Consider the following 25101-nt stretch of genomic DNA (forward strand, 5'->3'; position numbering starts at 1 on the left):
AATAATAATACAACGAGTAGTTTTGATGACGTAAGTCCTGTTGTCAAAACTACTTTTTTTATATAATGAATATGAAATTGTATTTTAAATTATGTGTATAAATATAATTTCTATTATGGGTCAAAAAAGCCAACCTAAAAGTAGGTAGCTTTTTTATTATTTTAAGGATGGTGAAATCTTAATGTTTAAGATTGACGATTGTGTAATGTATGGTATGACAGGAGCATGTAAAGTTATAGACATAACTAATGAAAAGTTTATAAACGGAGAAGACAGAAAATATTATGTATTAAGTCCAGTTTATGCTGAAAATATAATAATAAAAGCCCCTGTGGATAATAAAAATATTCCAATGAGAAAGACTATATCTAAAAGCAGTGCAACTTCACTACTAAATGATATGGCTAACATGGATATTTCATGGATCGACGATGATAAAACAAGAAATAAAGAGTTTAATGCAATGCTGAAAAGCGGTAAATGTGAAGAACTTATAAAACTAATAAGAAATATATATTGCAATAATGAAAAAGTAAAATCTATTGGAAAAAAACCACATCAAGTAGATGATAATGTTATGAAAGAAGCAGAAAGACTTTTAAACGAAGAACTTGCAATTGCTTTAAACATATCTCCAGATGAAGTAATTCCATATATAACAAGTCATATACCGCAACAAAATATTTAATTAAATCATTTTAAATGCAGCCTGAAAAAAATTTAGTAAGTAAAAGTTTAATAACAAAACATATTTGGTATATATTTAATAAATATAAACCGGAGGAAAAATAATATGTTAGAAGCAGGAGTAAAAGCACCAGATTTCAGACTACAAGATAAAGACGGAAACTTAGTAAGTTTATCAGATTTTAAAAATAAAAAAGTAGTATTATATTTCTACCCTAAGGATAGTACTCCAGGGTGTACTAAGCAAGCATGTTCATTTAGAGATAATTTTGATAGGTTTAAATCAAAAGATATGGTAGTAATAGGTATAAGTAAGGATAGTGTAAAATCACATGAAAGATTTGCACAAAAAAATGAATTACCATTTATACTTTTATCAGATCCTGACCTTGATGCAATAAAAGCTTACGATGTATGGCAAGAAAAGAAATTATATGGAAAACTTGGGTTTGGAGTTATTAGAACAACTTACATCATAGATGAAAATGGTATTATAGAAAAGGCATACGACAAAGTTAAGGCAGATAAAAATGTAGGTGAAATATTAGAATATATAGGATAGATATATATTTCATTTACATCATAGAGATAAAAAAGTACATTGATATTTATCAATGTACTTTTTATTTGCAATTATTTAAAATAGTATTAGGGAGTGATAAAAATGAATTTGAACATAAAAGAAATTAATGAAAAAAATTATCAAGAAATAACTAGTTTAAAAGTAGGGAAAGAACAACTTGGATATATTGAGAGTGTAGAAGATTGTTTAAAAGAGTCAAAGGAATTTTCGTTATGGAGACCAGTAGGAATATACGATGGAGATAAAGCTATAGGGTTTGCTATGTATGGATTGTTTAAAAATGAAGGTGAGAGAGGTAGAGTTTGGCTAGACAGATTTTTAATTTCTCATGAAAATCAAGGCAAGAGATATGGAGAATCAGGAGTAAGATTTTTACTAAATAGGTTAAAAGATGAATATGGATACAATAAAATTTATTTAAGCGTATATGATAATAATATAGGAGCTATTTCTTTATATAAAAAAATTGGATTTGAATTTAATGGAGAGTTTGACATAAATGGTGAAAAAGTAATGGTAATAAATATTTAGAGAAAAATTATAAATTTATTTTAAAAATAATAAAAAAGAAGCTGAATATAGCTTCTTTTTTGCTTTATAATATAAATACAAATTTAACAATCAAGAAAAATGTAGAAAATTGATATAAACACACGAAATTTTAAAAAGGGTAAATTATTGTATGTTTTACAAAAAAAGAACATAGGATAAAATTAAATCATAATAGAGAGTCTGGAGGATGAAACCTAAAGATGAAAATTAGTAAACGCCAAAGTTTAATATTAAATTACTTAAATGAGCATCATTATATTTCACTAAAACAAATTTCTAAAAGATTTAAAATAACTACAGCAACAGTAAAAAATGAAATAATATTAATTAATGAGATATTAGCAAACTATGATATGCAGTTAGTGATACAAGAAAATAATAAAATAAAGATTATAAATAAAGAAAAATTTATAGTTTTTTTAAAAGAAGCCCAGTCTCTTATAGAGTTTCCAATTCAAAATCAAATATTGATGACAATAATATTAGAAAGAGATTTTATAACAATACAAGAAATAGCAGATAAATTATTTGTGAGTAAATCATTAATAGAAAAACAATTGGTATCAATATTAAAAGAGTATAAGGATGATATTCAATCTATTAGGCATTATGGAATAAGGTATTCATCTTCAAAATTAGATAGGATGTCTTTATTTGTAAAGTTAGTGATTCCTTATATGAAAGGAATAGATTTTTTCGAAGAAGTAAATAGATTTGATAACTTGCATTTTAATATGAGGGATTATTTTGAAGTTCAGGAAATCGATATCTGTATATTGATTATAGATTATATAAAAGAAATCAATATATTTACATTTACAGATGAATCTATAAAACAATTATTTTTATATTTATTATTTTTATTGAAAGATATAAGAGAAGAAAATCTCCACAAAGAAAACAAATCTTTTACTAGATTAATAAAAGATTTACCAAATTTCAATAAGTATTCTGAAATAGTTAGTGATATAAATAAAAGATTTGAGCTATCTTTAAGGGAAGGCGATAAGTACTATCTATGTTATTTATTTTCAGTATTGAAAAAAAATAACTCACTAAATAAAAGCGAGAAGATAGAAAAGCTAAAACCGACTATAAATAGAATTTTAGACAGAATTAAAAATGAATTGGCAATTGACTTATTTATGGATGAACAATTAAAAAAAGGATTATCTATACATTTATACTCTACTATAAGCAGAGGAGGATATTCTGTATTAAGCGAGATTTACAGTTTAAGTGATATAAAAAAGTTATATCCATTTGCATTTGAAATGTCTACTATAACAGCAGATGTAATAAATGAAGATTATAAATATCGCTTTTTAGATAATGAACTTATATATCTATCATTGCATTTTCAAACAGCTATAGAAAGAGCAAAGAGTAATAAAGATAAAATTAGAGTATTAATTGTTTGTCACTTAGGACAAGTATCAACAGATTTAATAGTAAACAGAATAAAAAATATATACAAAGATATAGAAATTGTGGGAGCATACTCAGTTCAAACTTTCTTAAAGATGAAAAAGGATTGCTATGATTTTATAATATCAACTGAAAAGCTTCCAAATCAACATAAAGATGTAATTTACGTATCACCTCTTATTAAAGAGCAAGATAAAGAAAATATTGAAGCTTATATAAAAAGAAGTGAAAGTAAAAAATTATTTGAAGAATTATTACAAAAAGGAGCATTTATAGAAATTGAAAATGCTAAAACCTATGAAGATGTTTTAAAAGAAATGGTAAAAGTTTTTAATAAAAACTCTAGTGTAGATGATAAATATTTAGATAGTGTTATAAATAGAGAAAAACTATCTACAACTAATATAAATAACATAGCAATTCCACATGGAAAAGCTAATCATGTTATTGAAAGCTCAATATGTATAGCTTATATAAAAGATGGAGTAAAGTGGGGAGACACAACAGTGTACCATGTATTCTTAATTGCTTTTGATAATGGTTTATTAGAACAAAATCCAGAGTTTTTTAATAATTTTTATAGGAAAATTGCACAAATAGATAGTGAAGAATCTATAGAAAACATGGAAGCTATAGATAAAAATAAATTAATTGAATTAATGTATTAGGAGGAAATAAAAATGATAAAAAATTTATTAAAAAAAGAATTAATATTTGATGGTATAAAAGTAAATGGAGGAAATAAAGAGGAGGCATTAAGCGTTATAAGTGATCTAGTTGTAAATAGTTCAGATGTATGCTCACAAGATTTATTAAATGGATTTTTAAAGAGAGAAGAAGAGTCCTCAACTGGATTTGGTGGATATGTGGCAATACCACACACAAAACTTGAAGGAGTAAAAAATCCATTTATATCTATAGTTAAATTTGAAAATGATATAGAGTGGGAGTCTTTAGATGACGAGCCTGTAAAAGTTGCTATAGCTTTAGTTATGCCTGCTACAGATGAAGGTAATATTCATCTCCAAATTATATCAAAGTTTGCAAGAAAACTTATGGATGATGATTTTGTAGAAGTATTATTAAATGAAAGTGATAAAGAAAATCTATACAACTATATAATATCTGAAATGGAGGGGTAAGTATGAAAATATTGGGGGTTACTAAATGCCCAGTGGGGGTAGCTCATACCTATATGGCAGCTGAAAAGCTTGAAATTGTAGGTAAAAAATTAGGACACGAAATGAAAATTGAAACTCAAGGATCACAAGGTGTAGAAAATTCACTTACTGATGAAGATATAAAAAATTGCGATTATATAATAATTGCAGCAGATGTTGCAATAGAAGGAAAAGATAGATTTGCAGGTAAAAAGGTTATAGAGGTTCCTATAAAAGAAGCTATAAAAAGTGCAAAAACTCTTATAGAAAATTTACCTACTACTGCAAAAATACAAGAAGGAAAAGTTGAAAATAGGTCGGATAAAAAATCTGCTTCAGGTGGATCTGTAAAAGAACTTATGAATGGAGTTTCACATATGATACCATTCGTTGTTGTAGGGGGATTATTTATAGCGTTGGCTATTGCAATAGGAGGAAACCCTACTGCATCTGGAATGGTGATACCAGAAGGTTCTATATGGAACAAAGTTAGTGCAATAGGAGGAATTGGATTTACATTAATGATACCTATACTTGCTGGATTTATAGCAATGTCTATAGCAGGAAGAGCTGCATTAGCACCAGCTATGATATGTGCTATGGTTGCAAATGATGGAGCAATATTAGGAACTTCAAATGGTACAGGATTTATAGGGGCAATAATAGTTGGATTTATGGCTGGATATTTAGTTAAATGGATGAACACATGGAAAGTACCAAAAGATTTAAGAGCGATTATGCCTATATTTGTTATTCCGATAATAAGTGTTTCAGTTATCTCAGCAGCTTTAATATTAATATTAGGAGCACCAATTTCATGGGTTATGGACGGATTAAACTTAATGTTAGCATCTCTTGCATCAAATCCAGCATTAAGCGTTGTTTTAGGATTAGTACTTGGAGCTATGGTTGCAATAGATATGGGTGGTCCAATTAATAAAACTGCGTTCCTATTTGGAGTTGCATCAATAGCAGCAGGAAATCCTTTGGTAATGGGAGCTGTGGCTTGTGCTATACCTGTTCCACCATTGGCTATGGGTCTTGCTACTTTCATAGCTAAAGATAAGTTCACAGAAGAAGAAAGAGGAGCGGGATTATCAGCATTCTTAATGGGACTTATAGGAATTACAGAAGGTGCAATACCTTTTGCATCAGGAGATCCAAAACGTGTTATACCTTCTATAGTAGTAGGAAGTGCAATAGCAGGAGCTATGGGAATGGTATTTAAAATAACTGACAATGTTCCTCATGGAGGACCAATTGTTGGATTGCTAGGAGCAACAAGTAGCTTATTATTATTCTTGGCTGCAATAGCAATAGGAACAGTTGTAGCAGCATTACTTTTAATAGCGATTAAGAAAAAAAGCTTAAATGCAAATTAAATATATCAATTGAAAAGACTTGGAAGATCCAAGTCTTTTTTTATGCAATCACATATTAACATTTTGAAGGTTTTAAGCATAAGATAGAGGGCGAGAAAATTTATTACAACTTAAGGAGGATATTATGGACAATTCTTGTAAAAAGTATGATATTCAAAAGGTTTTTTCTAATTACAATCCATCTAAGCCAGATGCATATGCAAAAATACAAGGAGGGCCACTAGGGCCTTGTATAAAGGGAATGGTATATTTATACCAATTAGATGAAGGAGTATATGTAAAAGCATATATAACTGGAATTCCTAATAAAAACAATCAAACTAGTTCATTTCATGGATTCCATATTCATGAGGTTGGAGACTGTACAGTAGGAAATGAAAAGGAACCATTTATGGCAGCTAAATCTCATTATAATCCAACTAAAGTAGAACATCCTATGCATGCAGGGGATTTACCACCGATACTATCTGCTGATGGAGTAGGTTTACTTTCTACATTTAGCAATAGATTTACCGTTGATGAAATAATAGGAAAGTCTTTTATAATTCATGAAGGATATGATGATTTTACTTCCCAACCAGCAGGAAATGCAGGAGCGAGATTAGCGTGTGGTTTAATTGTTTCTAACTATATGTAAAATTAAAATAGATAAAAAAATTTTTATATAATGAGAAATGGTGAGCTTGTTTAATGCTCACCATTTCATTTTAGACTATTTCAATTTTTAAAATTTATAATAAACTATTTTTCATCTACAACTTTACCATTATGAACATGTTGGTACTTATGGTCAGACGAATGCTTACTATTCTTAGAAGGTTTAAAATTATCATCATCGTCTACAATTTCACCATTATGAACATGTTGATGTTGATGATCAGACACATGATTACTTTCATTAGAAGGTGTTAAATTATCATCATCTATGATTTCTCCGTTATGAACATGTTGGTGTTGATGGTCAGATATATGATTATTATTAGAGTTAGATTCGATACCATCACTAGGGATATTATTAAAATCATCCTCTACAACTTCACCATTTAGAATATATTTGTGTTTAACATCGTCTTGTATAACTTCACCATTATGAATGCGTTGGCGTTTAACCGTTGATATATGATGGCTCTCTTTTTTAGGAGCTTGATTTTTATTATTTATATTTTTTTCTTGATTCATAATACTTAATCCCCTTTACAATTAATCTTCTATATTTTCGTCTTCACATTCTTCACTTGTAGTAACTTCTATATCAGGGTTAGATCTAAATACTCCACCTCTATTGCAGAAATGTGTTTCACAATTATCTGTTTGGCAGTGATGTGTTTTACCACAACATGGACAAGTTATATATATATTTATAGGTGTACTAACAGTTATTGGTCCAACATTATTAGTTGCAGTAGATTGGTTATTGTTGTTTGCATTAGATTCAGCAGCAGAATCAACATTAGCAGTAGAAGTAGTATCAGCGTCAGCAGTAGCATCTACAGTAGAATTAGAGTCAGAAACAGAAGCTGAATCAGTATCTGCAGTAGAAGTAGAATCAGAAGTAGTATTAGCATCAGCATTATTATCTACAGTAGAAGTAGAATCAGTGTTAGTAGTAGTATCAGCATCAGCAGTAGAGTTAGCAGCTGAATCAGAAGTAGAATCAGTGTCAGCAGTAGAAGTAGCATCTGAACCAGAAGTAGAAGCTGAATCAGTAGTTGCAGTAGAAGTAGTATCAGCATCAGCAGTAGAGTTAGCAGCTGAGTCAGAGTCAGAAGTAGTATCTACAGTAGAGTTAGAAGCTGAATCAGAAGTAGAATCAGTGTCAGCAGTAGAAGTAGCATCTGAACCAGAAGTAGAAGCTGAATCAGTAGTTGCAGTAGAAGTAGTATCAGCATCAGCAGTAGAGTTAGCAGCTGAGTCAGAGTCAGAAGTAGTATCTACAGTAGCGTCAGCATCAGCAGTAGAAGTAGCATCTGAACCAGAAAGAGAAGCTGAATCAGTATCTGCAGTAGAAGTAGTATCAGCATCAGCAGTAGAGTTAGCAGCTGAGTCAGAGTCAGAAGTAGTATCTACAGTAGCGTCAGCATCAGCAGTAGAAGTAGCATCTGAACCAGAAAGAGAAGCTGAATCAGTATCTGCAGTAGAAGTAGTATCAGCATCAGCAGTAGAGTTAGCAGCTGAGTCAGAGTCAGAAGTAGTATCTACAGTAGAAGTAGCGTCTGAGTCAGAAGTAGCGTCGGCATCAGCAGTAGCATCTGAATCAGAAGTAGAATCAGAGTTAGCGTCGGCATCAGCAGTAGAATCTGAATCAGAAGTAGCATCAGCATCAGCAGTAGCGTCTGAGTCAGAAGTAGAATCAGAGTTAGCGTCAGCATCAGCAGTAGAATCTGAGTCAGAAGTAGCATCTGAGTCAGAAGTAGAATCAGAGTTAGCGTCGGCATCAGCAGTAGCATCTGAATCAGAAGTAGCATCAGCATCAGCAGTAGCGTCTGAGTCAGAAGTAGAATCAGAGTTAGCGTCAGCATCAGCAGTAGAATCTGAGTCAGAAGTAGCATCTGAGTCAGAAGTAGAATCAGAGTTAGCGTCGGCATCAGCAGTAGCATCTGAATCAGAAGTAGCATCAGCATCAGCAGTAGCGTCTGAGTCAGAAGTAGAATCAGAGTTAGCGTCAGCATCAGCAGTAGCATCTGAGTCAGAAGTAGAATCAGAGTTAGCGTCGGCATCAGCAGTAGAATCAGAGTCAGAAGTAGAGTTAGCGTCAGCATCAGCAGTAGCATCTGAGTCAGAAGTAGAGTCAGAGTTAGCATCAGCATCAGCAGTAGCATCTGAATCAGAAGTAGAGTCAGAGTTAGCATCAGCATCAGCAGTAGCGTCTGAGTCAGAAGTAGAATCAGAGTTAGCATCGGCATCAGCAGTAGCATCTGAGTCAGAAGTAGAATCAGAGTTAGCATCGGCATCAGCAGTAGCATCTGAGTCAGAATCAGCACAAGAACAAGATTTAGAATCATTATCTAAGCTCGTGTTTATATCTAGGTTTGCGCTTGGATTTATATAATCATCGTCATCATCATCAAAATGACAACTATTTTTTCTTTTACATTGAGCTTCTTCAAGAATTTTTATTAAATCTCTAAGAGAGCTCATTTGATCATTATTGTTTTTACAACAAGACTTTGGCATAGATCTATTCTCAATTATTGGTTTGCGCATATATTTCTCTCCTATATGTGTTTTTTAGTGTAGGTAGTTTTTATCTACCCATATAATATGTATATAGAATTTTGCAAAATTTGACACTCAAATTAGAGATTTAATGTAAAAAAATGGAGAATTTTCTATAAGTGATTTTAACTTATAGAAAAGTTACATAAAAAGCATGTTAAATTTTTTTATTGTGTACATATAACAGTTAGTTTTCGAATAAGTTTATTGTGAGATAATTTATATTTTCTCACAATAATTTTAAATAAATGAGGAAGTGATGTTTCATGTGAAATTATTTATTTAGAAGTCGTGTAAAATTAGTTTATTAGGAAAGAAATAAGTGTTCCAATTTAATAAATAAGCTATAAATATGATATTGATTAATTATAAATTGGACCTTATAATTAAAACATTTATATTAAAAAGGTATATTTAAAAATTAGTTTTTAATATAAAGAATATTTATATTGACAGTAAAAAGTTTTTTTGATAAATTTCTCATAAGGGGGTAAATAGTTTAGGGGAGGGTATAATGTAAATTGTTGGAAAATTGTTAAAATTGGATGTGATTATAATCATCACTTTTATTTTGACAAAAACGATATAGTACACGCATAAATATTTAACATATAAAAGTACTAAAATTTCAACTAGAGTAGTAAAATACTATTTCATAAAATGACTAAATTAAAAAATATATAGCTAAAAGTTAATCGTACATATTATTTAAATTCAGCTATATAGACATCTAAAAATTTCTAATGAAGTTTATCAATTCAGACATAATCTTAAAAGACTAAATAAAATTAGTTTTCAATCATTTAAAAGTAGCATATAACATCTAAGTAGATCAAAAAACAATCCAAGAGTATTGTAAAATCAAATATTATATAAGTTTATAGCTTTAAAATCAGTGTTTAAGTCAAAATGGAATCATTACATTTATTTATTATATTCAGAATATTTATACTTAAATGACACTGGCGAGTAGTAAAAAGTGAAATTATAACGTTAATAGTTGGAGAGGTATATCCAACGAAATTTAAAAGGGGTAGCTAGTTATATTTTAGAGACACTAGTAATTTGTATATGCAATAATTAAAGTTTCATTATGTAGGGGTATGTAATGAAATTAGCCATATACAAGAAAATATTATATTAAATATTTTGGAGGGGAATATGGAAAGCGCAGTAAAAAATAAAAAGAAATATCCTTTTGGGTTTTATGTTTGTTCGTTCTCATATACATTAGAGCGTATGGCATTTTATTCTTCTAAATGGTTAATTGGAATATTCATAGTTGCGGCAGTTGCAAAAGGCGGACTGGGATTAAGTGCATCGGACGGGGCTAAAATGATTGCCAACTTAGTAGCATTTACTTATGTAACTCCTATACTTGGAGGATTTGTAGCAGATAAATGGTTAAGTCCAAGATTATGTGTTCCTATTGGAACAATACTTATGGGACTTGGATATATGTGTGGATGGCAAGCATCTGCTCAAACATCAATCGCACTTGTATGGGCAATGATAATACTTGTATCAATAGGTACAGGATTATTCAAAGGAAACCTATCAGGTATAAATGGTAGATTATTTGAAAATAAAGAAGACCTTGATGGTGCATTTTCTGTTCAATATTCTTTTGTTAATATAGGTTCATTTATAGGAACTACATTTGTATCTTTTATAGCTTATTCTGCAGTAGGATTTGGAGGAACATTCTTAATATGTGGATTACTTTTATTCTTAGATACAATATGGTTTATAATTGGAGGAAAAGCTTCATTTGGAGATGTTGGTAAAAAACCATTTAAAGTAAATGAAACTAATGTTGCATCAGAATCAGGAGCACAAAAATCTGATGAAGAGCCTTTAACTAAAAAAGATAAATTAAGAATAAGTGCAATTGTATTTGTTACAGTATTCTCTATAGCATTTTGGCTAGTTTATTACTTAGCAACTCTACCAATACTATATCATTGGGGACCAGATTTTGCAGAGGCTAATAAAGCTAATTGGATGATAGGAAACTTTAGAGTACCATCATCTTGGTTTGATTCATTAAATGCTCTTTCTTGTATAATTCTTGGACCAATACTAGCTATGGTTTGGAATAAACGTGCAAGATCTCCTAAAGGGGATTTAAGTATGTTTAAGAAAACTGCATTAGGTATGATATTACTAGGATTATCATTTGCAGTAATGGCATTAGCAGAAGTAGTAAGAGGAGATGGTCAAGCGAGTTTAATATGGATAGTTATGTTTGGAGTATTAATGACTCTTGGAGAAATGGTATTCTCTCCACTTGGAAACTCATTTATAAGTAAATTCTCACCTGCTAAAGTGCTAGGATTAATGATGGGTATATGGCCATTTGCAGTATTTATAGCTGCTAAAGCTCATGGTTATTTATATGAATTCTTATCAAAATTCTCATTTGCACCTGCATATGCTATGGTAGGACTTGTAGTAATTGTATGTGGAATAGTACTATGGAGCTTTGATAAAAAACTAAGTAAACTTGTAGAAGATTAATATAAATAAAAACATCGGATGCTAAAAAGCATTCGATGTTTTTTTATGCTTAAAAACTATTAATTTTAATAAAGGTGTTAAAAATTTATTTTTTAAGGTTTATTTAAGCTTGAGTTTAATCACAGTTAAAGTTAATCAATTAATATGTATAGTGTAAATAATAAAAAACGAGGAGAGATAAAATGAAAAGAAGATTTCTAATGACAGGTTTTTTAATAGCAGCTTTAGCATTAGGGGGATGCAGCAATCTAGGAAGTAAAACTTCTGATAAAAATAAGTCAGCACAAACGCAAAGTAGCAATAAAGAGAGTTCTGATGAAACAGTAGTACAAGATTTAGGAGTTAAGTTTAAGTTACCTACTTCTTGGGAAAAAATTGGCGCTGGAGGAGCAGTATTAGATGAAAGTGAGATGTCATTTAGTTTCATGTGTCCTGATGATGCAAAAGAACTTGGTGAATTATCTAAGAAAATGGATGAAAAGAAAGTATCTAATAACGGGAAAATAGACAAAGCAGATGAAGAAAAATTAATGAATTTATATATGGAAAAAATAAAAGATATAGGTTCTATATTAAAATTAAATAAAAATGATGCTGAGAAAGTTTTAAAAAGTGATAAGTATTCGAAGTATAGTAAAAAAGATAAAGTTGGAGAGTTAAATAACTATGTGTACTATTTTGTATATAACGAAAAAATAAATGATAGTAACTTATCAGATGCTTCAAAAGCCGAAGTTAAAAAGATTGAAAAATCTATAAATGAGTTTAAGGATAGTATAAAACCAATTGACCCATCTAAAATAAAGTCTAATACCAAAGATGAAAAAGCAAGTGAAGAGAGTATAAATGGAACTATATCTTTTAAATCAAAAACTATACAAGGAAAAAACATAGATAGTTCTATATTTAAAGATAATAAACTTACAATGATAAATATATGGGGGACATCATGCATGCCATGTATAGATGAAATGCCAGAATTACAAAAATTATCTAAGGAAGTTAAATCTAAAGGTGTTAATGTCATTGGAGTTGTAGCAGACACTCCAGATGAAGATAATGAGGCATTAGCCAAATCAATATTAGATAAGAAAGGTGTTAAATTTGATAATGTAATACCAGATAAAGATTTACATGAGTGGATACTTAAAAATGTTAAAGGAACTCCAACTACAATATTTGTAGATAAAGACGGTAAAATAGTAAGCACAGCTTTAGTAGGAACAGCAAGTAAAGCTGAATACAATGCAAAAATAGATGAAGTTTTAAAATCTATTAAGTAGGAATATTATATGAAAGAGAAATTAACAAGATATATAGTGTTAGCTATGAGTATTTGTTTTATTGTAGTAGGATCTAGTAGAGGTGAGGTCAAAGTAGTATTAAAGAAAGCTGTTAACATATGCTTGGAGTGTATTGGAATTGGATAAAAGGAATATAACTCAATTAATAGCTACTTTACTCACAAATGCTAACTTCAAAGGATTCATTGAAAAAGGGATATATCAAGGAGATACTAAGAAATTATGTGTTCCAGGACTTAATTGTTATTCATGTCCTGGAGCATTAGGTTCATGCCCTATAGGATCATTACAAGCTGTTTTAGGAAGTATAAAATACAATTTTTCCTATTATGTAGTTGGGTTAATGACTTTATTTGGGGTTGTATTTGGAAGGTTCATATGTGGATGGTTATGCCCGTTTGGATTTATCCAAGATTTATTATACAAAGTTAAGGTAAAAAAAGTTAAAGTAAATAAAACACTAGATGGAGCTTTAAAATATCTTAAATATGTAATATTATTGGTATTTGTAATAATTTTACCTATGTTTGTAACTAATGAATTTGGATTATCAAAGCCATATTTCTGTGAATTTATATGTCCAGCAGGTACTTTAGAGGGAGGTATACCTCTAGTACTATTAAATGAATCTTTAAGAAGTACTATAGGATTTTTATATGCTTGGAAGTTATTTATACTTATAGCAATCATTATATTATCTATATTTGTATATAGACCGTTTTGTAGATACCTTTGCCCATTAGGAGCATTTTATTCAATCTTTAATAAATTCAGCTTTTATAAATACAGTATTGATAAAGATAAGTGCATAGGATGTAATGCATGTACTAAAAAATGTCATATGGAAATAGAAGTTTATAAAAAGCCAAATAGCATAGATTGTATAAGATGTGGGGAATGCATTAAGTCATGTCCAACCAATGCTATAAAAAAAGGATTTAAACTATAATATTTAAAATAAATTGAGGCATACTTGAATTATCAGGTATGTCTTTTAATTTACTCTACGATTCGTTTATTGAATAAAATCTTTAATTAGTTTAAATTATTATTAAGAGGTGGGGCCGATGGATTGTAAAAAAATTGGTAATTTAATTTATCAGTTAAGAAAAGAAAAAAATATGACACAAAAACAAGTTGCTGATGAAATGAATATAAGTGATAAAACAATAAGTAAATGGGAACGAGGGCAAGGCTGCCCAGATATTTCATTATTACCAGAGTTAGCACAAATATTAGGAACAAGTGTTGATGGAATTTTATCAGGAGAAATAAATTTAAACGAATTCGTAGGAGGAAATATGAACAAATTAAAATTTTATGTATGTCCACAATGTAATAATTTAATGACTGCTACAGGCGATGCTAGTATATCATGTTGTGGGAAAAAAATAGAACCATTAGAAGTTAAAAAAGCAGATGATGAACATTTACTTAATATAGAACCTGTTGAAGATGAATTATTTGTCACTTCTGAACATGAGATGAATAAGGAACATTATATTTCATTTGTAGCATACGTAAGAGGTGATAGAGCACTTATTGTAAAGCAATACCCTGAATGGAATATGCAATTTAGATTCCGTAAACAAGGGCATGGAAGATTATATTATTACTGTACAAATGACGGATTATATTATCAAATAGTTTAAGATTATTAATTAGAGAAACTCATATCAAATTAGGTATGAGTTTTTTCTGTAAATTTATAAGTCTATAAATTTGTAAAGTAACAAGGTTAAGAATAATTCATATTATGGTAAAGGAAGGAGATGAAAAAAATGAATACACCTAGAAATTTAAATAAAATGCAAGAAAAATGCAAAGATTTAAAAGACTTTCATGTTATCATAACTTTAAAAGATGGAAGTAAATTTGATGGAATAATAACAGATTCAGACGACTATGGGGTAACTGTGCTAGTTGGAGAGGATGTTATAGATAGTGAAGGGGAAATGACATCAAGACAAATGCCTAGAAGGTATAGACGTTATAGAAGTAGAAGATTTCCACTTACATCATTAGTTGGATTATCATTATTACTTTATCCATTTATTGCACCGCCTTATCCATATTAATAAATATAGCTCATATAAAAAATTATATGGGCTATATTTATTAATATGGACTTTTAGAAAAAATATTTTAATAACAATATAATAAAATTTAATTTATTAATATATAATATTTATTAAGGTTAATGATATCTACAGAAAGGATTTCATATGAAAAAGATACTTATAATAGAGGATGAAAAAAATATATCTTCATTTGTTAAAATGGAATTAGAATTTGAAGGATATATAACTCAAGTTATAGAGGATGGAAAACAAGGATTAGATGAAGCTATAAATAAAGATTATGACTTGATTTTACTAGATTTGATGCTTCCAAGTCTTAATGGAATAGAGATATGCAGAAGATTAAAAAAAGAAAAAAATACACCTATAATTATGTTGAGTGCAAAAGATAGTGTCATGGATAAAGTATCAGGACTTCAAATGGGAGCAGACGACTATGTATCAAAGCCATTTGCAATTGAGGAGTTATTAGCAAGGATTCAAGTTGTTTTTAGAAGAGAAAACAACGCAAATTCTAAACTTTTAAATTTCAAAGATTTATCTATAAATATAGAGTCTAGGTTAGTAAAAAAAGGTGATGAGGAATTAAACTTAACTAATAAGGAGTATGAACTATTATTATATCTTATGGAAAATAAAGAAAAAGTTATATCTAGGCTTAGTCTATTAGAAAGTGTTTGGGGATACAACTATGAAACAGAAACAAATGTTGTAGATGTTTATGTAAGGCATTTAAGAAATAAGTTGGATACTGAAGACAAAGAAGAATATATAAAAACAGTAAGATCTATAGGGTACATAATGAGGTCTTAATAATATTAAAATGTAAAAAACAAAGCATGTAACCTGATTTTATTAGGTTACATGCTTTGTTTTTTATTTTGTTTTTAATCAAATTTTCATTTTTAGTTAATTTTATTTTAACTTTTGATAATTATAATAATATGAAGAGTAAAATAATAAGATTAAATAAAAATATAAGGAGAAGTATGTATGTCAAAAGTAGCAAAAGCAGCTGTTGGATTAATGATAGCTACACTAATAGCGAAAATTTTAGGGTTTGCAAGAGAGCTTACACTAGCTTCAGTATACGGAGCTTCTGGGACAAGCGATGCATTTTTAGTAGCTATGAATATACCTGCGGTTATATTTGCAGCAATAGGAACCTCTTTAGATACAGCGTTTATTCCTTTGTATCATGATATAAGAAAAAATGGTGGTAAAGAAGAATCAAATAAATTTACAAATAACGTATTAAATACAGTAATACTAATTTGTTTAGGACTTTCTGTCATAGGATTAATATTTACACCTCAAATTGTAAAGTTATTTGCAGTTGGATTTAAAGGAGAGGTATTTGATCAAGCAGTTTACTTTACAAGGGTTATGATACTTGGATTATCAGTTTTAGGGATGAGTTATATTATGACTGCATATTTACAGGTTAAAGATAATTTTGTAATTCCAGGATTGATGAGTGTCCCAAATAATATTATAGTAATAGCTTCGATTATTTTAAGTGCAACAATAAATATACACTTACTTCCATGGGGAGCTTTACTAGGATTATCATTACAGTTTTTATTCCAATATCCATTTGCAAGAAAAAAAGGATTCAAATACAAGCTATTTGTGGATCTTAATGATAAGCACTTAAGAAGATTACTTTGGCTTGTAATACCAGTTTTAATAGGTGTTGCAGTAAATCAAGTAAGTACAATAGTTGATAGAACTATAGCATCTACGCTTGCTGAAGGAAGTATATCTGCATTAAACTATGCTAGCAAATTAAATCAATTCGTAATGGGTATGTTTATAGTGTCAATTTCATCTGTTATTTATCCTATGTTATCTAAGCTAACTACAGAAAATAATAAAGAAGAATTTTATAAGTCTATAAAAACATCTGTAAATACAGTAACTCTTTTAGTTATACCTATATCAGCAGGAGCTATGATACTTGCTGAACCAATAGTAAAAATGCTTTTTGAAAGAGGAGAATTTGATACAAGGGCTACTCAAATGACTGCTATAGCACTTGTGTTTTATTCTATAGGGATGATAGGTTTTGGACTTAGGGATATACTTGGAAAAGTATTTTATTCACTACAAGACACAAAAACACCTATGAAAAATGCGATAATAACAATTATATTAAATATAGTATTAAATTTATTATTTGTAAGATTTACGAATATGGGTATAGCCGGATTAGCATTTGCAACTAGTATATCTGCTATTGTTACTATAGTAATGTTGTTTATAAGTTTAAGAAAAAAAATTGGACAATTTGGTGGTAAAGAAATTCTAATAGTTTTAATAAAGTCAATTGTATCAGCTGGATTAATGTCAGTAGTTACAATGTTTGTATATAAGTTTTTAGGCGGAATGCTACCAGTTGGAAAATTATATGAAACTATATCATTAGCTATATCTATAGGATGTGGAGCGTTGACATATGGTATATGTATAATATTACTAAGGATAGATGAAGTAAATTTAATTTTAGAGACTGTAAAAAACAAAATAAAAAGATAAACAAAAAGGTATTGATGAAAATCAATACCTTTTTTATTTTAATAAACTTACAAATATGTAATTTTAATGATAGCTAAATCGATATTAGAAACTGATAAAAGATTATATACTTAGTATTGTAATAATCAAAGGAGGTTAACAAACATGACAAAAATACTTGAAGTTAGAAACTTAATTAAATCATACGGAACACAAAAAAATACACAGACTGTATTAAATGGAATAGATCTTGATATAAACAAAGGTGAGTTTGTAGGAGTAATGGGACCATCTGGAGCAGGAAAAAGTACACTTTTAAATATAGTTTCAACTATAGATACTGCAACTAGCGGAGATGTAAAAATAGAGGGGAAAAACATAACAAACTTAAACAATAAACAAATATCAAAGTTTAGGAGAGAAAGCTTAGGATTTATATTCCAAGATTTTAACTTACTAGATACATTATCAGTAAAAGATAATATTGCACTACCTTTAGCGCTTGCTCGTGCAAATGAAAAGACAATAAATAAAACTGTATTTTCAATTTCTAAAACACTAGGAATTGAAACCTTACTTGATAAATACCCTTATGAAATATCAGGAGGTCAAAAACAAAGAACAGCTTGTGCAAGAGCTATAATTACAAATCCATCGTTGATACTAGCTGATGAGCCAACAGGAGCGCTTGACTCTAAATCATCAACAGACCTTTTAAATGCTATGACAAAGTTAAATGAAGAGCAAGATGCAACGATAATGATGGTTACACATGATGCATTTGCAGCTAGTTATTGTAAAAGAGTTTTATTTATTAAAGATGGATTAATATTTAAAGAAATAAATAGAAGGGGAACGAGAAAAGAGTTTTTTAAAGAAATTTTAGATGTATTATCATTGATAGGTGGTGGAGATAATGATCTTATTTAATATAGCTAAGAAAAATGTACAAAAAAATCTTAAAGGATATTTTTTATACTTTTTCTCTATAGTTTTCACAGTTGGAATATATTATGCATTTAAAAATTTACAATATAATCCAAGTATAGATGCAGCTTTATCAGCAAGTTCTAAAGCATCAGCAGCATTTAATGCCGCATCAATTGTAATAGCATTATTTTCAGTACTATTTATATGGTACTCAAATAGTTTCTTTATAAAAAAGAGGAAAAAAGAGATAGGGCTATATGCATTATTAGGAATTGAAAATAAAGAGATAGGGCTGTTATTATTCTTTGAAACATTAATAATAGGAGTTGTTGCCATTGTAATAGGTATAATAGCTGGAGTAGTATTTTCTAAACTTATGCTAGGAATACTTATAAAGCTTATAGGATTAAATTTAAGCATAAATTTTGCAGTTTCAATAAAAGGAGTTTTTGAGACATTTATATTATTCATATTAATATTTTTAGTTATAGCTTATCAAAGTAATAGAATAATATATAAATTTAAGCTTATTGAATTATTTAAAGCTTCAAGCACTTCTGAGAAAGCTAAAAAAGGATCAAAATTATTAGCTATACTATCAATAATATTTATAGTAGTTGGATATGCAATATATCTTTCTACAACAAATGGAATGGATTTAATTCTTGGAGCATTTGCTACATTATTTATGGTAGTTATTGGTACATTTTTATTCTTTAGCTCATTTATGTTTTTTATAATTAAAAGACAACAAAAAAATGGAGCGAATTACTACAAGGGATTAAATATGATATCGACATCTCAATTACTATATAGAATAAAGAGTAATGCAAAGATGTTATCAATAATAGCAATATTAAGTGCTACTACATTAACTGCAATAGGGGTATCTATATCAGTTTACTTTATGAGTTCTCAAGTTGTTGAACAACAGTCACCATATTCTTACACTTTATCACTTGATAATAAAGAGTATATAAAAGAATTTGAAAAGACTTTATCAAATTCAAAAGATCATAAATTAGTTGATAAATTTGTAATTAGATATATAAATTTAGATTCATATAAAAGTAATTCACATGGATTTAAAGATTCATATCAAATAATATCCTTATCAAATTTAAATGAAATATTAAATTTAAATGGAGATGAAAAAATAGGTAATATAAATGACAATGAGTTTGTTCATGTTTACCCTAAAGAAAGAGGATTTGATGCGAAATCATCTATAAATATAGACAATAATGGAAAAGATGTTGAACTAAATCTTAAATCAAATATAGATAAAAAACTATATAATTCATTTAGTCCAGTAGATATGATTGTTGTTTCGGATAACGAATTTGAAAATTTAAAAATAAACAATAAAGTAGAAAATTATTACACATATAATATAACAAATCAAAAAGATGGAGAAGAATTTGATAAAGAAGTATTGAAATTAACAGAAAAATACTATACTGGAGATCAAAAAAGACCAGCTTCAAGTTATGTATTTTCTTATTACAAAACTTTTAAAGATGAATTTACAACTTCAGGAGTTATGGTATTTATAGGTGTATTTGTAGGTTTAGTATTCTTAGTTTGTACAGGTAGTGTAATTTTCTTCAAATTACTATCAGAAGCTCAAGATGAAGCGCCTAGATATACTGTACTAAAGAAAATTGGAGTAGATGAAGATGATATTAAGTCATCTGTATATAAGCAAGTTGGTTTTAACTTCTTCCTCCCTTTAGTATTAGGAGGTTTACACAGTATTGTGGCAAATTATGTTGTTTGCAATATGATTGGACAAAATTTATCGATAGTAATGTTATGGACATTAATTCCGTATTCGATAATTTATATAATATATTATTTAATTACTTCTAAGTTCTATTTCAACATAGTAACTAAACAAAATTAGGAGGAATACTATGAAAAAAGCATTATCGATAATAATAATATCACTACTAGTATTAGTAGTAGGAGGCATTGTTGTTGCTAGAACGGCTATATATCCAGTAAAAGATATATCAGAAATAAAATCTATATCTAAAGAGTACAATATTGATCCATACTTTTTAGCTGCTATAGGACACTTTGAATCTAGATTTGATGAAAAAGATTATGAGAAAAATGATAATAATGGGATACTAAGATTTAGTGATGAATCTTCAATAAAATTAGCTCATGAATTAAATATGAATAATTTTAAGTCTAGTGACTTAGTAGATGATAAGACAAGTTTAAAATTAGGAGCATATTATTTATCAAAGTTTAAGGATGAAGGTTTAAGTAAAATGGTTCAAGAATGGAATGTAAGAAATAAAGCAGATGATACTATTGATAGAAGAGCATATGCCAAAGAATATTATGTTCCTAAGATACAAAAAAACATAAAAATAATTAAAATTTTATACCCAGAAATGAGTTTTTAATAAAAGCGTAGATTATTCTACGCTTTTATTTTTGAAATATACAAGTATAATAGGTATAATAAAGTTTAAATTAAAGAAAATTATTATAAGTAGGAGGAGTAAGAATGTACAACGTAGAGAACTTAATATATGATTGCCCAGTTGAAGCTCTATCTAGTATATTAGGAAAAAAGTGGATACCAGCTATAATATGGCAAATCCAAGATAATAAAATAAGATTTGGAGAGCTACAAAGATCTATAGAAGGATGCAGTAAGAAAATGCTAATTCAACAATTAGAAGTATTAATAGAAAATGGAATTATAATCAATGAAAAAAATACTGATAGCAAGGTGATTGAATCTATTTATTATTTAAGTGAATCTGGATTAGGCTTATTACCAATAATGAAACATATGATAACATGGAGTAATAAAAATCTTGAATGTGGTAAATAAAAAACCATCTCAAATTTATTGAGATGGTTTTTTATTTATTCAGCATATGCTTTTACTTCTTCATAACACTGTAAGTCAGTGTAAAGTTCTGAAGTATATGGATTACGTTTAGTTTTTCTTACTTTATAAATCATATAAATGAATAATGCTACATTAGCAATTAAAGCAATTGAACTTATTATAAGCAGAGCAGTTGGATTTTGTGTAGATTTAACTGCAAATTGTGACTCATCAATAAAAGAAGGACATGTCATTGCAAACATACACCATAGTGCAAGTGTTTGAGCACGATGTTGTAGCCAAGCTCCTTTTTTTAGTGTAAAAGCAGCTACAGTTGGAGCAACAAGTAAAGCAATTCCACAATACCAAGCATGATCACTTAAGCAGTTATAAGTATATGCAAAGTTCCAAAGGTCATAAGCTATAATCCAGAACCAGCACATATCTGGCCATAACATATCTTTACTTTTATCTTTACTAATACATATTCCCATCCAACCTGTGATAGTAATAATATTTAAAATTCCAGCAATACCATTTAAGTAGTTCCAAGAACCACTATATGTCATCATACCTTCAAAGACTTGTCTTGTAAGTCCAAGAGAGCCTATTTGGAAATCACGAGCAACAGCTTCCATAATATTAATAGCAAGTATTAATGGTGGAAAGCATAAAACCCATTTATGCTTAGTAGCTCCATCTATATGACGTAATAACCAGAAACCTACACAACCAGCTAAGGCAGAGTAAACTTTTGCATAATGGAACCAATCATTTACGCTAGTGCCTTTTGTAGTTTTAGGCCAAACAAAAAATGTAAGAATAATTGGAAGTATTATAAATAGCGAAACCCCACCCCATTTATAACGTCGTCCAATTTCATTCAATACAACCAATACTATAAATACAAAAAATAACATTAGCCAATTTGATATTGGCTGAGATTCGAATAAAAACATTATAATTATCCCCCCATCGAATGTAAAGTGTTTATTCACGAATATTGTAGCACTATTTATTTATAAATGAAAGCGATTTACCAAAAAAAGTAAGAAAACGAACAAAATGTGTTCTTAGGTAATGAATTGATAAAAATTTGGTGTTATAATACTAGCGAGAGATTTATATTGCGAATATATCTTAAAAAATCAACAGAAATAGGGGTAGGTGAATGACTTGCATGAGTTAGGGGTTGTAATTGAGGTTGTAAAAACTGTAGAAAGAGTTGTGTTAGAGCAAAATTTAAATAAGGTTGACACCGTGGTACTTCAAATAGGTGAATTATCATCTATGATACCAAAATATATTAGAGAGTGTTATCCAGCTGCAGTTGATGGGACTATGCTACATGACACAAAATTAGAAATAGAAATTTTACCAGGGAACGGTATTTGCAAGGAGTGTAGCAAGGTATTTAATTTAATTGAAAATAACCGTAAATGCCCAAATTGTAATAGTACAGAGTGGGAAATTTTAGGGGGAAAAGAATTTTTTATAAAAGAAATTATTGCTTGTTAAAATTACAAATAACTCTAGAATTTATGAGCTGTTGCATAGAATAAGTTTGAACTACTATGCTACAGTTCTTTTTTATATTTTTTTAATAAAAGAGGAACTTGAGACACACTTTTTATAAGAACTGTATCGTATTGTGAAAAATTAAATAACATATTTATATAATATAGATGGATAAATCTATTTTTTGTACTTATAATTAAGTCTTGTAATTTATGGATGAAAAATAATATAATAAAATTAATAAAATATTGGAATTTTGCGAAAACTGGTGAGGAGAGAGATTAAAGTATGAAAAATATACTCCATTTAGATGACATTATAGATATAAAAAAATTTCAAAAAATACAAGATGATATATCAGCTGCTACAGGAATAGCTATAATAACAGTTGACTATATAGGAAAGGCATTAACTAACCATAGTGGATGCAGTGAATTCTGTAAACTTATTAGGAAAAATGAGCTATATTCTCATTTATGTGAACGATGTGATTCAAGAGGGGGAGTTGAAGCTGCTAGGTTAAAAAAAACATACATATATATATGTCATAAAGGTCTAATTGACTTTGCTACTCCTATAATTGTTAATGGTCAATATTTAGGAGCACTAATGGCTGGACAAGTTTTAGTAGAGGATACAAATACATTATATTTGGAAAATATAGTACCCGTAGAAATAAACTTTGATGGTTCAGTAGAAAAAGAAGAATTAGAAAATGCGTACAATAAATTACCTGTAGTAAGTTTTAAAAAAGTAGAAGCATTAGCAGAAATGATGTTACATATAAGTAATTATATAGTATCAGAATGTTTATCAAAAACACTTCAAAAAGAATTAGATGATAAAAAAGAAGAACTTGAAGAAAATAAAAAAATTACGGATAAGTTAGAAAAAGAATACAAGGCATACCAATTAAAAGCTCTTCAAACACAGGTGAATCCAAATTTTTTATTCAACTTATTAAATAGCATTTCATCTTTAGCTATAGTTGAAAATGCACCAAAAACTCATGAAATAATATACAACCTATCAAATATGTTAAGGTATGCGTTAAAAAAATCGGATAAAATAATTACTTTAGAAGAAGAGTTTGATTATATAAAATCATATTTAAAACTTCAGAAGATAAGGTTTTCTGAAAGGCTAAATTATGAGGTTAACATTGATGACCAATTTAAAAATATAAAAATACCGTTTATGATTTTACAAACTTTTGTTGAAAACTCTGTAATACATGGTCTTGAAGAGAAGGAAGATGGCGGTCATGTAAAGGTTTTCGCAGAGAAGGAAGAAAATTATATAGTTATAAAGGTTGAAGACAATGGAATTGGAATTGAGAGAGAACAATTAAATTTAATTCAAAAAGATTTAGATTTAAAAGATTATACGGATATGAATAGTATAGGAATAAAAAGGGCTGATAAGAGGTTGCAGTATTATTATGAAGAAAACTATAAAATAGAAATAAATAGTAAAGAAAATTTTGGTACTTTAGTAAAAATAACTATTTTAAAGAAATATAGCTAGGAGTTGAATACATGGTTAAGATAATGATTGTTGACGATGAAGAATTAGAAAGAGACGCTTTAAGTGTAATTATCAATAAATGTGAAAATATTAAAATTATAGCTCAAGCTAAAAATGGAAAAGAGGCTATCGAATTAGATAAACAGTTTAATCCAGAAATTATAATAATGGATGCTAAGATGCCTGGTATAGATGGGATAAAAGCTGCAAAGTTAATAAAGCAACAAAATATAAATAAAATAGTTATAATGATGATATATGATGATTTTGAATTAATACATAAATTATTAACTTTAGATATTAATAATTACATATTAAAGCCTATTAAACCAATTGACCTAATAAATACTGTTAATAAATCTATTGTTAATCTAAAAACTAACAATGAATTGCAAATAGGAAGATATTCAAAAGATAAAAGAAATTTATCAATTAATTCATCTATAGAATACATAAATAATAATTTAGGGAAAAACGTTAGCCTAGAAAAGGCTGCTTCTGTATGTAATTTAAGTCCATGCTATTTTAGTAAAGTATTTAAAAAGGAAGTAGGGATAAATTTTATTTCATATGTTAATGATAAAAAAATAAATAAAGCTAAAGAAATTTTAGAAAATACGGATATTCCTATTACAAATATATCTATTGACTTAGGGTTTGAGGATTGTGGATACTTTATAAGAGTGTTTAAAAAATTACAAGGAGTCACTCCAAAAAAATATAGAGAATTATATAGATCTAAGTAAAAAAGCACTTTACCAATAATTAAAATTAATTGCTGGTAAAGTGCTTTTTTAAAATCCAATTTTATAGAAAAGTTTTAATATATTGAGTTAACA

The 25101-nt window shown here is 28.6% G+C and carries 25 protein-coding genes; 22 read left to right on the forward strand and 3 right to left on the reverse strand.

Annotation, left to right across the window (positions count from 1 at the left end; genetic code table 11):
- Positions 1-181: 181 nt before the first annotated feature.
- The 7 genes from RWY47_RS04805 (at position 182) to RWY47_RS04835 (ending at position 6429) form a co-directional block, all read left to right on the forward strand.
- Positions 182-688 carry a CarD family transcriptional regulator gene (locus tag RWY47_RS04805; RefSeq protein WP_021430312.1) on the forward strand — a complete coding sequence of 169 codons (507 nt, stop codon included), beginning with the start codon at positions 182-184 and terminating at the stop codon, positions 686-688.
- Positions 689-793: 105 nt separating this feature from the next.
- Entirely contained in the window at positions 794-1249 is a 456-nt protein-coding gene (bcp, locus tag RWY47_RS04810; protein WP_021430266.1) for a thioredoxin-dependent thiol peroxidase, read from the forward strand.
- A gap of 102 nt (positions 1250-1351) precedes the next feature.
- Positions 1352-1801 (forward strand): GNAT family N-acetyltransferase, encoded by a 450-nt coding sequence (locus RWY47_RS04815; RefSeq protein WP_150841515.1) that lies wholly within the window; start codon positions 1352-1354, stop codon positions 1799-1801.
- A 221-nt stretch (positions 1802-2022) separates the two neighbouring features.
- On the forward strand, positions 2023-3918 hold the full coding sequence (locus RWY47_RS04820) for a BglG family transcription antiterminator (protein WP_224170553.1): 1896 nt from the start codon (positions 2023-2025) through the stop codon (positions 3916-3918).
- Between the two features lie 12 nt (positions 3919-3930).
- Positions 3931-4392 carry a PTS sugar transporter subunit IIA gene (locus tag RWY47_RS04825; RefSeq protein WP_052169315.1) on the forward strand — a complete coding sequence of 154 codons (462 nt, stop codon included), beginning with the start codon at positions 3931-3933 and terminating at the stop codon, positions 4390-4392.
- Between the two features lie 2 nt (positions 4393-4394).
- A complete protein-coding gene (locus RWY47_RS04830; protein ID WP_224170554.1) occupies positions 4395-5792 on the forward strand; it encodes a PTS fructose transporter subunit IIC in 1398 nt (465 codons plus the stop codon).
- Between the two features lie 124 nt (positions 5793-5916).
- Positions 5917-6429, forward strand: a complete 513-nt coding sequence (locus RWY47_RS04835) for a superoxide dismutase family protein (protein WP_150841512.1) — start codon at positions 5917-5919, stop codon at positions 6427-6429.
- 104 nt (positions 6430-6533) lie between these two features.
- On the opposite strand, the gene RWY47_RS04840 is transcribed toward RWY47_RS04835, so the two are convergent.
- Positions 6534-6971 carry a hypothetical protein gene (locus tag RWY47_RS04840; RefSeq protein ID WP_150841511.1) on the reverse strand — a complete coding sequence of 146 codons (438 nt, stop codon included), beginning with the start codon at positions 6969-6971 and terminating at the stop codon, positions 6534-6536.
- A gap of 21 nt (positions 6972-6992) precedes the next feature.
- On the reverse strand, positions 6993-8996 hold the full coding sequence (locus RWY47_RS04845; protein ID WP_316030258.1) for a hypothetical protein: 2004 nt from the start codon (positions 8994-8996) through the stop codon (positions 6993-6995).
- A 1173-nt stretch (positions 8997-10169) separates the two neighbouring features.
- Between RWY47_RS04845 and RWY47_RS04850 the strand changes: the two genes are divergently transcribed.
- From RWY47_RS04850 to RWY47_RS04905, 12 genes are all read left to right on the forward strand, one after another.
- A complete protein-coding gene (locus RWY47_RS04850; RefSeq protein WP_150841508.1) occupies positions 10170-11528 on the forward strand; it encodes a peptide MFS transporter in 1359 nt (452 codons plus the stop codon).
- Between the two features lie 182 nt (positions 11529-11710).
- On the forward strand, positions 11711-12811 hold the full coding sequence (locus RWY47_RS04855) for a TlpA family protein disulfide reductase (RefSeq protein WP_150841507.1): 1101 nt from the start codon (positions 11711-11713) through the stop codon (positions 12809-12811).
- A gap of 9 nt (positions 12812-12820) precedes the next feature.
- Entirely contained in the window at positions 12821-12958 is a 138-nt protein-coding gene (locus RWY47_RS04860; RefSeq protein WP_021430316.1) for a CD1871A family CXXC motif-containing protein, read from the forward strand.
- Positions 12951-13781 carry a 4Fe-4S binding protein gene (locus RWY47_RS04865; protein WP_150841506.1) on the forward strand — a complete coding sequence of 277 codons (831 nt, stop codon included), beginning with the start codon at positions 12951-12953 and terminating at the stop codon, positions 13779-13781. Before RWY47_RS04860 ends, RWY47_RS04865 begins: the two co-directional genes overlap by 8 nt.
- Before the next feature lie 118 nt (positions 13782-13899).
- A complete protein-coding gene (locus tag RWY47_RS04870; protein ID WP_142730596.1) occupies positions 13900-14484 on the forward strand; it encodes a helix-turn-helix domain-containing protein in 585 nt (194 codons plus the stop codon).
- Positions 14485-14613: 129 nt separating this feature from the next.
- On the forward strand, positions 14614-14910 hold the full coding sequence (locus RWY47_RS04875) for a hypothetical protein (RefSeq protein ID WP_224171056.1): 297 nt from the start codon (positions 14614-14616) through the stop codon (positions 14908-14910).
- A gap of 147 nt (positions 14911-15057) precedes the next feature.
- The gene (locus tag RWY47_RS04880) at positions 15058-15726 is read left to right on the forward strand and encodes a response regulator transcription factor (RefSeq protein ID WP_224171057.1); all 669 of its coding nucleotides are present in this window, start codon (positions 15058-15060) and stop codon (positions 15724-15726) included.
- A gap of 180 nt (positions 15727-15906) precedes the next feature.
- The gene (murJ, locus tag RWY47_RS04885) at positions 15907-17451 is read left to right on the forward strand and encodes a murein biosynthesis integral membrane protein MurJ (RefSeq protein ID WP_224171058.1); all 1545 of its coding nucleotides are present in this window, start codon (positions 15907-15909) and stop codon (positions 17449-17451) included.
- A gap of 144 nt (positions 17452-17595) precedes the next feature.
- On the forward strand, positions 17596-18360 hold the full coding sequence (locus tag RWY47_RS04890) for an ABC transporter ATP-binding protein (RefSeq protein ID WP_021430160.1): 765 nt from the start codon (positions 17596-17598) through the stop codon (positions 18358-18360).
- Positions 18347-20266, forward strand: coding sequence for an ABC transporter permease (locus RWY47_RS04895; RefSeq protein ID WP_224171059.1), 1920 nt, complete (start codon positions 18347-18349; stop codon positions 20264-20266). Before RWY47_RS04890 ends, RWY47_RS04895 begins: the two co-directional genes overlap by 14 nt.
- 10 nt (positions 20267-20276) lie before the next feature.
- Complete coding sequence (locus RWY47_RS04900) at positions 20277-20780, forward strand: transglycosylase SLT domain-containing protein (protein ID WP_035118130.1); 504 nt, start codon at positions 20277-20279, stop codon at positions 20778-20780.
- Positions 20781-20884: 104 nt separating this feature from the next.
- The gene (locus RWY47_RS04905; RefSeq protein WP_150841504.1) at positions 20885-21217 is read left to right on the forward strand and encodes a winged helix-turn-helix transcriptional regulator; all 333 of its coding nucleotides are present in this window, start codon (positions 20885-20887) and stop codon (positions 21215-21217) included.
- A 35-nt stretch (positions 21218-21252) separates the two neighbouring features.
- On the opposite strand, the gene RWY47_RS04910 is transcribed toward RWY47_RS04905, so the two are convergent.
- On the reverse strand, positions 21253-22176 hold the full coding sequence (locus RWY47_RS04910) for a DUF5692 family protein (RefSeq protein WP_025161288.1): 924 nt from the start codon (positions 22174-22176) through the stop codon (positions 21253-21255).
- Between the two features lie 208 nt (positions 22177-22384).
- Between RWY47_RS04910 and RWY47_RS04915 the strand changes: the two genes are divergently transcribed.
- The 3 genes from RWY47_RS04915 (at position 22385) to RWY47_RS04925 (ending at position 25008) form a co-directional block, all read left to right on the forward strand.
- Complete coding sequence (locus tag RWY47_RS04915) at positions 22385-22735, forward strand: hydrogenase maturation nickel metallochaperone HypA/HybF (RefSeq protein WP_332841592.1); 351 nt, start codon at positions 22385-22387, stop codon at positions 22733-22735.
- A 288-nt stretch (positions 22736-23023) separates the two neighbouring features.
- The gene (locus RWY47_RS04920) at positions 23024-24262 is read left to right on the forward strand and encodes a sensor histidine kinase (RefSeq protein ID WP_168932707.1); all 1239 of its coding nucleotides are present in this window, start codon (positions 23024-23026) and stop codon (positions 24260-24262) included.
- Between the two features lie 11 nt (positions 24263-24273).
- Positions 24274-25008 (forward strand): response regulator transcription factor, encoded by a 735-nt coding sequence (locus RWY47_RS04925; RefSeq protein WP_150841502.1) that lies wholly within the window; start codon positions 24274-24276, stop codon positions 25006-25008.
- Positions 25009-25101 lie beyond the last annotated feature (93 nt).

This window comes from Paraclostridium sp. MRS3W1, assembly GCF_032465715.1.
GTDB classification, from domain to species: domain Bacteria; phylum Bacillota; class Clostridia; order Peptostreptococcales; family Peptostreptococcaceae; genus Paraclostridium; species Paraclostridium dentum.

Coding starts and splice junctions, on each gene's coding strand:
- RWY47_RS04805 (WP_021430312.1), top strand. CDS start 182: ATGTTTAAGATTGACGATTGTGTAATGTATGGTATGACAGGAGCATGT.
- bcp (WP_021430266.1), top strand. CDS start 794: ATGTTAGAAGCAGGAGTAAAAGCACCAGATTTCAGACTACAAGATAAA.
- RWY47_RS04815 (WP_150841515.1), top strand. CDS start 1,352: ATGAATTTGAACATAAAAGAAATTAATGAAAAAAATTATCAAGAAATA.
- RWY47_RS04820 (WP_224170553.1), top strand. CDS start 2,023: ATGAAAATTAGTAAACGCCAAAGTTTAATATTAAATTACTTAAATGAG.
- RWY47_RS04825 (WP_052169315.1), top strand. CDS start 3,931: ATGATAAAAAATTTATTAAAAAAAGAATTAATATTTGATGGTATAAAA.
- RWY47_RS04830 (WP_224170554.1), top strand. CDS start 4,395: ATGAAAATATTGGGGGTTACTAAATGCCCAGTGGGGGTAGCTCATACC.
- RWY47_RS04835 (WP_150841512.1), top strand. CDS start 5,917: ATGGACAATTCTTGTAAAAAGTATGATATTCAAAAGGTTTTTTCTAAT.
- RWY47_RS04840 (WP_150841511.1), bottom strand. CDS start 6,971: ATGAATCAAGAAAAAAATATAAATAATAAAAATCAAGCTCCTAAAAAA.
- RWY47_RS04845 (WP_316030258.1), bottom strand. CDS start 8,996: ATGCGCAAACCAATAATTGAGAATAGATCTATGCCAAAGTCTTGTTGT.
- RWY47_RS04850 (WP_150841508.1), top strand. CDS start 10,170: ATGGAAAGCGCAGTAAAAAATAAAAAGAAATATCCTTTTGGGTTTTAT.
- RWY47_RS04855 (WP_150841507.1), top strand. CDS start 11,711: ATGAAAAGAAGATTTCTAATGACAGGTTTTTTAATAGCAGCTTTAGCA.
- RWY47_RS04860 (WP_021430316.1), top strand. CDS start 12,821: ATGAAAGAGAAATTAACAAGATATATAGTGTTAGCTATGAGTATTTGT.
- RWY47_RS04870 (WP_142730596.1), top strand. CDS start 13,900: ATGGATTGTAAAAAAATTGGTAATTTAATTTATCAGTTAAGAAAAGAA.
- RWY47_RS04875 (WP_224171056.1), top strand. CDS start 14,614: ATGAATACACCTAGAAATTTAAATAAAATGCAAGAAAAATGCAAAGAT.
- RWY47_RS04880 (WP_224171057.1), top strand. CDS start 15,058: ATGAAAAAGATACTTATAATAGAGGATGAAAAAAATATATCTTCATTT.
- murJ (WP_224171058.1), top strand. CDS start 15,907: ATGTCAAAAGTAGCAAAAGCAGCTGTTGGATTAATGATAGCTACACTA.
- RWY47_RS04890 (WP_021430160.1), top strand. CDS start 17,596: ATGACAAAAATACTTGAAGTTAGAAACTTAATTAAATCATACGGAACA.
- RWY47_RS04895 (WP_224171059.1), top strand. CDS start 18,347: ATGATCTTATTTAATATAGCTAAGAAAAATGTACAAAAAAATCTTAAA.
- RWY47_RS04900 (WP_035118130.1), top strand. CDS start 20,277: ATGAAAAAAGCATTATCGATAATAATAATATCACTACTAGTATTAGTA.
- RWY47_RS04905 (WP_150841504.1), top strand. CDS start 20,885: ATGTACAACGTAGAGAACTTAATATATGATTGCCCAGTTGAAGCTCTA.
- RWY47_RS04910 (WP_025161288.1), bottom strand. CDS start 22,176: ATGTTTTTATTCGAATCTCAGCCAATATCAAATTGGCTAATGTTATTT.
- RWY47_RS04920 (WP_168932707.1), top strand. CDS start 23,024: ATGAAAAATATACTCCATTTAGATGACATTATAGATATAAAAAAATTT.
- RWY47_RS04925 (WP_150841502.1), top strand. CDS start 24,274: ATGGTTAAGATAATGATTGTTGACGATGAAGAATTAGAAAGAGACGCT.